The sequence below is a fragment of the Luteimonas arsenica genome (genome assembly GCF_004352825.1).
GTDB classification, from domain to species: domain Bacteria; phylum Pseudomonadota; class Gammaproteobacteria; order Xanthomonadales; family Xanthomonadaceae; genus Luteimonas; species Luteimonas arsenica.
Genome location: NZ_SJRW01000005.1, coordinates 1 through 7,109 on the forward strand (window position 1 = coordinate 1; position 7,109 = coordinate 7,109).

The 7,109-nt window shown below is 56.5% G+C and carries 9 protein-coding genes; 2 read left to right on the forward strand and 7 right to left on the reverse strand.

The window, feature by feature from the left end; genetic code table 11:
- Positions 1 to 186: 186 nt before the first annotated feature.
- Positions 187 to 717 carry a cold shock domain-containing protein gene (locus E2170_RS13665; RefSeq protein WP_133001247.1) on the reverse strand — a complete coding sequence of 177 codons (531 nt, stop codon included), beginning with the start codon at positions 715 to 717 and terminating at the stop codon, positions 187 to 189.
- A gap of 521 nt (positions 718 to 1,238) precedes the next feature.
- Positions 1,239 to 1,727, reverse strand: coding sequence for a TspO/MBR family protein (locus tag E2170_RS13670; protein ID WP_133001253.1), 489 nt, complete (start codon positions 1,725 to 1,727; stop codon positions 1,239 to 1,241).
- Between the two features lie 194 nt (positions 1,728 to 1,921).
- On the opposite strand from E2170_RS13670, the gene E2170_RS13675 reads away from it, so the two are divergent.
- Together E2170_RS13675 and E2170_RS13680 are read left to right on the forward strand one after the other, a co-directional pair.
- A complete protein-coding gene (locus E2170_RS13675; RefSeq protein WP_133001248.1) occupies positions 1,922 to 2,161 on the forward strand; it encodes a type II toxin-antitoxin system ParD family antitoxin in 240 nt (79 codons plus the stop codon).
- On the forward strand, positions 2,158 to 2,457 hold the full coding sequence (locus E2170_RS13680) for a type II toxin-antitoxin system RelE/ParE family toxin (protein ID WP_133001249.1): 300 nt from the start codon (positions 2,158 to 2,160) through the stop codon (positions 2,455 to 2,457). The genes E2170_RS13675 and E2170_RS13680 overlap by 4 nt, the downstream gene beginning before the upstream one ends.
- Positions 2,458 to 2,521: 64 nt before the next feature.
- On the opposite strand, the gene E2170_RS13685 is transcribed toward E2170_RS13680, so the two are convergent.
- The 5 genes from E2170_RS13685 to E2170_RS14310 all read right to left on the reverse strand — a co-directional run bounded on the left by E2170_RS13685 (position 2,522) and on the right by E2170_RS14310 (position 6,617).
- Entirely contained in the window at positions 2,522 to 3,052 is a 531-nt protein-coding gene (locus tag E2170_RS13685) for a cold shock domain-containing protein (protein ID WP_133001247.1), read from the reverse strand.
- Between the two features lie 408 nt (positions 3,053 to 3,460).
- Entirely contained in the window at positions 3,461 to 4,030 is a 570-nt protein-coding gene (locus tag E2170_RS13690; RefSeq protein WP_133001250.1) for an NMCC_0638 family (lipo)protein, read from the reverse strand.
- Between the two features lie 76 nt (positions 4,031 to 4,106).
- Complete coding sequence (locus E2170_RS13695) at positions 4,107 to 5,093, reverse strand: CBS domain-containing anti-phage protein (protein ID WP_133001251.1); 987 nt, start codon at positions 5,091 to 5,093, stop codon at positions 4,107 to 4,109.
- A gap of 18 nt (positions 5,094 to 5,111) precedes the next feature.
- Entirely contained in the window at positions 5,112 to 5,531 is a 420-nt protein-coding gene (locus E2170_RS13700; RefSeq protein WP_133001252.1) for a DMP19 family protein, read from the reverse strand.
- 537 nt (positions 5,532 to 6,068) lie between these two features.
- The gene (locus E2170_RS14310) at positions 6,069 to 6,617 is read right to left on the reverse strand and encodes a GFA family protein (protein ID WP_484496905.1); all 549 of its coding nucleotides are present in this window, start codon (positions 6,615 to 6,617) and stop codon (positions 6,069 to 6,071) included.
- Positions 6,618 to 7,109: the final 492 nt, after the last annotated feature.

Here is a 7,109-nt window from a genome sequence, read left to right on the forward strand (position 1 = left end):
GTGGCTGGCTTGGACGCCTGAGGTGCTTCCGGTCTCAAAGAGCTTGCGCAGGCCTTTATGCCGGAACGACTTGATCATGGGCCCACTGTATCACGTTGCGCATCACGCAACAAGCGGCCTAACGCCTGAGTTAAGCCGCGCCGCGAAGCGGCGTCGGCTTGAACGAATTGTTAGACCCTTCTCCGGTCAGTTGCACCACTGTTGCTCGCATGGCTCACCGTCATTGTTTCCATCCATCTTGGTGCTTGGGCAATGCTTGAGGAAGTAACGCGCCTCTGCGCAAGAAGTCATCTGTGAGCACATCGTACGACCGTCGCATTTGAAGGCGGATGGAGCGGGAGAAGCCGTTACAGCCTGCGCTGCAGGAAGTTCGGGGGCTGCTCTGGTGAGGCGCGAGTAGCCATAAGCCCCGATGGCTGCAATTGTGAGAAGACTAAAAACTACTCCGACAACCCGGGAGGACTGATTGGGGCGGTGCTTTACAAGAGGCCGGGCTGAAGCTGGGCGTTGTCCAGGACGCATGACGCGGATTGCGCGCAACTTGCCATTTGGTCCCGTCTCGGTCTCGAAGGATATGAGTTCATTGATTCGAGGACGATTGCCATCTCTTGGAAACGCCGAGATGTGGATAAATATCTCCTCTTTGCCTTGAGCGGGCGAAATGAACCCAAACCCTCGGTCATCGTTCCATTTTGTCAGCGTGCCGTGAGTTCGCATCAGAAAGGTCTAACGCCGGAATTAAGCCGCGCCGCGAAGCGGCGTCGGCTTGAATGACTTGTTAGGCCGCCGCTGCCTGGCACCCCGCCCGACCTGTCACGGCCCAACCCCTGGTCGAACACTACAACAAGTCTGGCCAGGCAGCTTGGGCTGGAACTGGAGCTTGCTGCGGCCGAAGCCAAGTTGCCCGGGCGCGCGGCCAAGAAGCCGCACCGCCAACCCTCACGAGGCCGATTCAGGATGATCGTACTTGTGCAGAATCTGCGTCTGTCCGAAGCCGAGCTGCGCCACGAGTGACCGCCGATGTCACTCCCGCGCGTGCGAAATGCAAACGCTACGGATGAGCGAAATGCCCCAGTCCGCTCATAACCCGGCTACAACAGTGCCGAGAAACCAAGGCCTAACGCCTGAGTTAAGCCGACTTGCGTAGTGGAGCCAAACACATGGCAAGCTTTTTCTGCCATGTGTTTGGTGTAACGAAGCAAGTTCGGCTTGAACGAATTGTTAGGCAACGCACCCCGCTACCCCAGAATCTGAGGATTGAGTCGCCACACTGAGTAATTAAGCGCAGAGGCGAAGCTTACCCAAAGCAGGTACGGGATGAACAACGCGCCAGCCAACGGCCTGACACGCCAGAATACAATGAGCGTTGCAACGATAAGCATCCAAAGCAGAACAATGTTCGCGAAGGCGAAGCCGCCCAAGTGCCACCCGAAGAACAGCCAGCTCCAGAGCGCATTGACTGCGAGTTGGACCAGAAACAAAGTGAGGGCTGTACGTGCAGCACGGAACCCTCCGACACGCCAGACTAACCATGCGGCAATGCCCATGAGCGCGTACAGGATTGTCCAGACGGGGCCGAACAGGTCAGGTGGTGGCGCCCAGCTCGGGCGTACTAGCTGCGTATAGAACGGACCAGCTTGTATGGATGCGGCGCTGCCAATGGCGGCTGCAATGAAGCTCACTACGAGCCAGGCAACGAACCCAATGATTTGCTTGTTTTTTGGCAAAGTCACGATTCACTCCCTTGTGTTGCCTAACGCCTAAGCTAAGCCGCGCCGCAGCGGGGCGTGAAGCACATGGCAAGCTGTATCTGCCATGTGGTTTGCGCCCCGATGCGGTGTCGGCTTGAGCGCATTGTTAGGCGCCGATTGACATACGCGGCCACTTGTACCAGTATCTGGTACAAGTGCAGGAGGGTGCCATGGCTAGGAACACGAGTGTCAGCTTGGGTGATCATTTTGAGCAGTTCATTGCTGGCCAAGTAGACAGTGGTCGGTACGGCTCCGCCAGCGAAGTTATTCGGGCCGGACTGCGTTTGCTTGAGACTACCGAAAGCAGGCTGGAAGTTCTACGTAACGCACTGATTGTTGGTGAGCGCAGCGGGCGAGCCAAGTATAGCTATGAGTCGCTCGTTGCCGAGCTGGACTCGGAACAGCAGTGAGGCGCTTTGACCTGACCAAGTCGGCGAAGGCCGACCTAAAGTCGATTGCGCGGTTTACGCAGAGCCGATGGGGCGTGCGGCAGCGCAATGCGTACTTGAAAGAAATAGATCAAGTCTTTCGCTCGCTGGCGGAAAACCCCCTAATGGGAAAGCCATGCGACGAGATCCGAGAAGGCTACCGGAAGCTTCCCCACGGTGCGCATGTGATCTATTACAAGCAACCGACTGAGGACGAAGTGTTCATCGTCCGCATTCTTCACGGAACGATGGACGCGGACTCGAACATCGGCGCCTAACGCCTGAGTTAAGCCGCGCCGCGAAGCGGCGTCGGCTTGAACGAATTGTTAGACCCTTCTCCGGTCAGTTGCACCACTGTTGCTCGCATGGCTCACCGTCATTGTTTCCATCCATCTTGGTGCTTGGGCAATGCTTGAGGAAGTAACGCGCCTCTGCGCAAGAAGTCATCTGTGAGCACATCGTACGACCGTCGCATTTGAAGGCGGATGGAGCGGGAGAAGCCGTTACAGCCTGCGCTGCAGGAAGTTCGGGGGCTGCTCTGGTGAGGCGCGAGTAGCCATAAGCCCCGATGGCTGCAATTGTGAGAAGACTAAAAACTACTCCGACAACCCGGGAGGACTGATTGGGGCGGTGCTTTACAAGAGGCCGGGCTGAAGCTGGGCGTTGTCCAGGACGCATGACGCGGATTGCGCGCAACTTGCCATTTGGTCCCGTCTCGGTCTCGAAGGATATGAGTTCATTGATTCGAGGACGATTGCCATCTCTTGGAAACGCCGAGATGTGGATAAATATCTCCTCTTTGCCTTGAGCGGGCGAAATGAACCCAAACCCTCGGTCATCGTTCCATTTTGTCAGCGTGCCGTGAGTTCGCATCAGAAAGGTCTAACGCCGGAATTAAGCCGCGCCGCGAAGCGGCGTCGGCTTGAATGAATTGTTAGGGCTCACCGCCAGCCCCATTGAAACGACGCCAGGAGTACGAAACTAGGTCGTGGATCAGGCCGCCAAAGAGCAAGACCACTAAGGCAACCGAGACAACATTACCGATCCCGGAACTCTTGTTAATGGGCAGCACCACACTCAGGCCAAGCAGAATACCGAACAGAGATGCCGCGGTAAGCCCAACTCGGGTAGACGGTAACAGTCCAGCCCACCTCGACAGACGCCCAGTGCTTCTGACCAAACTCTTAAAGTCCATCTGCGTCCAAATGAACATGGCGACGCCGAGGAGAAGAATAACCAGGCCGAACCAGAAGTCCTTCACAGTGAGCCCTAACGCCTGAGTTAAGGCGTGCCGCGAAGCGGCATCGCCTTGAACGAATTGTTAGCCTTGCCGACCAGTGACATTGAGGCCATTGCCTGAGCGGTGGCGTCAGCGCTGTCGGAGGTGGTAAGGACAAACAAGAGCTCATCTTTGTCTTCTGGCCGCGACCATGAGTAAGCCACGGTGCGAGTGTGCGAATCTTTGGGGCCAAGCGCGGCTGCGTCCTGTTTCGCTGCCACGAACGGTACCGGGGCCGTACTAACCAAGGCCGAAAAGCCGGCATGAGCCTGATCAGCGTTGGCGCGCTGAGCAAAAACGGCACATACCGTGTCATCTCGGAGCGCGACCACATATGCGGTCGAAGGCGCTATAACGAACCACGCCTTGCCTGGGTTGCCTCCAAGAAAAAACTCCGCTTTCTCGGGTGGAGCCTCCGGAGCGCCTGTGTCGCTCATTGCTTTCCGTAGCGCGTCTTGTGAGTAGAAGTGCTTCATGCACGTGCCCGCGAAAAGGTCGTTGATGCTGTCCGGCGGCGGAGACGCCACAGCAAAGGCCGGAAGTAGTGCCGCAGTTGCCAGAAGCTTGCGCATGATCTGTCCCGGAAGGCTGACGCCGGAATTAAGCCGACCCGCGAAGCGGGTTCGGCTTGAATGAATTGTTAGACCTCTATCCGCATATTTCCCGAATGCGCTTGAGAAAATGAGCGAACTCAGTTAGGAATCTCTTGTCGTCCGGATCAAGTCCGTCTGGGTCGAAGTGCATCACGTCGTTTCTAATCGTTCGTACGCGATCAAGCTGTTTGATGAATTCGACTCGATCAATCTTGACGCCAAGCTTATTCCAATTGCTCTCTGGCTCAAGAAGCCGGACATACTCACCGAACGTTAGGTCGCTCGGACTTTTGACGGTGCGGCCAGAGTCGCTCTCCGCCCGTGCGACCTGCAACTCCTTGCTGTTGAACTTTCCGTACAGCAAGTGGCGAATGCCGTTCTCGATTTCGCCAACAAGGAGGAAAGGTTCAGACATTGTTCTGAACTGAAAACTAAAGTCGCTAGCCGTTACCAAGCCTCCTATGGTCTTGTCGGATCTCTGGACAAGTACGTAGTCGTGGTTGGCGATGATATCTACAGCCTCAAGGAGTGAAACCTCCTCCGAAAGAATCTGAGCTGGCTCCATGAAGTCTTTGCATTGCGTACATGGCTTATTGAGCGCAAGTCGTGAGCCAATTGTTTTCCAGCTCACCATGCCTTTGACGTCTCGTTGCCCACTCATGACTGGCAATTGAGAAAAGTCATTGGTCAGCATGAGCGTGATCACTTTGTCTAAGCTGTCGTTCGGCTTGACTGACACGATCTCTTTGTTCGCCGCCTCAAGCCGGCCAAGTCGAAATGTCGGATCAATGGGTGCATCCTCAGCGCCCTTCTTCGGCTTGCGAACGAACGTGACCGGCCCATCGATCCAAGTCGACTCGAAGCTTGGCTCTGTCATCAAGTCGTGGGCATCCAGTGCCGTGTTGATCTGCTTAACGACCCAGATGCCCCGGCGTTCCGCTCCGAACCAGGATAGGACCGTTCGAACGGTCTCCGTAGGCCCGGCCACGCCCTTCTTTATCCGTTCCGATATTGCAGCAAGACGATCCGATGAACTCGACATAGAGGTCTAACGCCGGAATTAAGCCGCGCCGCGAAGCGGTGTCGGCTTGAATGAATTGTTAGGCCCGCCCGTGGTGGGACCGAATGTGTCTGGATTGGCCGACACGTACTTGTACAGCAAGTCAGTCAGATCGTCTGGGTAGGCATAGAACTCAGAGTCAAGGTCGTCCAGGTGGCCAGGATTCGCGGAAGCGGCACGACGGACTATGTCCGCGCAGCTGACCGCGCCAATTGTCTGCAGCGCTTCTGGTGCGAACGCGACCAAGGCAGGATCTTCGTACTCGAAAAAGCTCTCAAAGCCGCCGCTATTGACTTGGCTTTCAAGCGACCAGATGGCCGAGAAAACCCGCTGCTGCGGTGTTTGGGCCGCGAAATCGACACGACCGAAAGCTGTGCGGTCACTTTCGGAGAGTTCGATAAGGAAGTTGTTCTTGTCCATGCGACGCAGTTCCTTGCGGGGCCTAACGCCGGAATTAAGCCGCGCCGCGAAGCGGTGTCGGCTTGAATGATTTGTTAGGGCTCACTGCTGCCACCCGCATCTGAACCGCTGCCCCCACCGTCAGCTGAGTTCAATGCTTGCTCCGAGGCGCTCAAGTGCCCCGCATGCGCTCCAGCAACGATGAACCACCCAACCCCAGTAGACCCGAATATACGTGATGGAATGGCCTCGGGCTCCGCTTCTGCCAAGATGTGCAGGACCAACCATGCGCCCAGAAATGGAATCAGCCACACGAGCAACGACTGCGTGACCTTGCGTGGTCGTGAAACCGTGGTCGCTCTTGCTAAAGCCCAACTTGCTGCAACGCTGACGTACAGCCAGGCGACCAGCAGTAGAAGAATTATGACTCTCCAGAACATTGCGAAGTGAGCCCTGACACCTAAGTTAAGCCAAGCCGCGTAGTGGAGCAAAGAACATGGCAAGCTCTTCCTGCCATGTGCTTTGCGGAACGAAGCGGCTTCAACGCATTGTTAGCCCTCAGCCCGCGGGAGGGAACTCCGCATGACGGGGCAGAGTGTCCGCGAACTCCGCCCAAGAAAGATGCTTGGAGTGCCAAAAGTGAAACTGCGGTGCGATCGCGGCCGGCTCGTCCAAGCTGCCGATGGTGATGTCCACCAAACCAGGAATGTACGTTGCGGAGAAGGAGATCTGCGTACCGCAGGCCCCACAGAATCCCCGCTTCCCCTCCTCCGATGAAGCGTAGAACTTGGGCTCGCCCTGAACAAAGGTCAGTTGTGGCTCCTCAAACATGGCCCAAGCGACTGCCGGTGCTGCGTTGGCCCGCCTGCACATGGAGCAATGGCAGATTGCCGCCATAAGCGGCTCGCCCGCGATCCGATACCGAACGGCGCCACACTGACATCCGCCCTCGAACTTTGTCTCCGTCACTATGATGCTCCTATGAGGGCTAACGCCTGAATTAAGCCGCGCCGCGAAGCGGCGTCGGCTTGAATGAATTGTTAGGCCCCAACGAGATTCTTGGCATGTTCGTACTCTAGCCAACCTCGATCTTCGTTGACACCCCACCTAAGTTTCTCGTTGCTCAGTGAGGCAAAAGCTCCGTCCAGCGCCTTTGAGCTAGCTGCGTAGGCGTACCAGGTCAACCGATCTGGCGTCTCATGAACTAGCACAAGCAGGCAGTTTCCTTCTCGTTCCAGCGTTTGTCTGACCGAAAGGCTAAGCGAGTCCGCTTCCAGCGTCTGTTCCGCCTTATCGGTCCATGCCAGTGCCACGATTGGGAAGTGGTTCCGCGGCACATCGGATGGAAGCTGCCGAACGTGAAGCTTGCCTGGGATATTGTCATGAGTTAGCGGTCTAACCAGCCAATTCTCGCCTATTGAGGCGATGTTGAACTTATGCTGCTTGGAGCGTCTGAAGATGCTGAGCATGGGGCCTAACGCCTGAATTAAGCCGCGCCGCGAAGCGGCGTCGGCTTGAATGACTTGTTAGGCCGCGGCCAGTTTGAGTTTGCTAACCCGTTGCAAGTTGACATGCTGGCGAGCAACCCAAAGGTCATGA

Bases quoted from the DNA above. Each gene is read 5' to 3' on its own strand.
- E2170_RS13665 (WP_133001247.1), bottom strand. From the start codon at position 717: ATGCGAACTCACGGCACGCTGACAAAATGGAACGATGACCGAGGGTTT.
- E2170_RS13675 (WP_133001248.1), top strand. From the start codon at position 1,922: ATGGCTAGGAACACGAGTGTCAGCTTGGGTGATCATTTTGAGCAGTTC.
- E2170_RS13685 (WP_133001247.1), bottom strand. From the start codon at position 3,052: ATGCGAACTCACGGCACGCTGACAAAATGGAACGATGACCGAGGGTTT.
- E2170_RS13690 (WP_133001250.1), bottom strand. From the start codon at position 4,030: ATGCGCAAGCTTCTGGCAACTGCGGCACTACTTCCGGCCTTTGCTGTG.
- E2170_RS13695 (WP_133001251.1), bottom strand. From the start codon at position 5,093: ATGTCGAGTTCATCGGATCGTCTTGCTGCAATATCGGAACGGATAAAG.
- E2170_RS13700 (WP_133001252.1), bottom strand. From the start codon at position 5,531: ATGGACAAGAACAACTTCCTTATCGAACTCTCCGAAAGTGACCGCACA.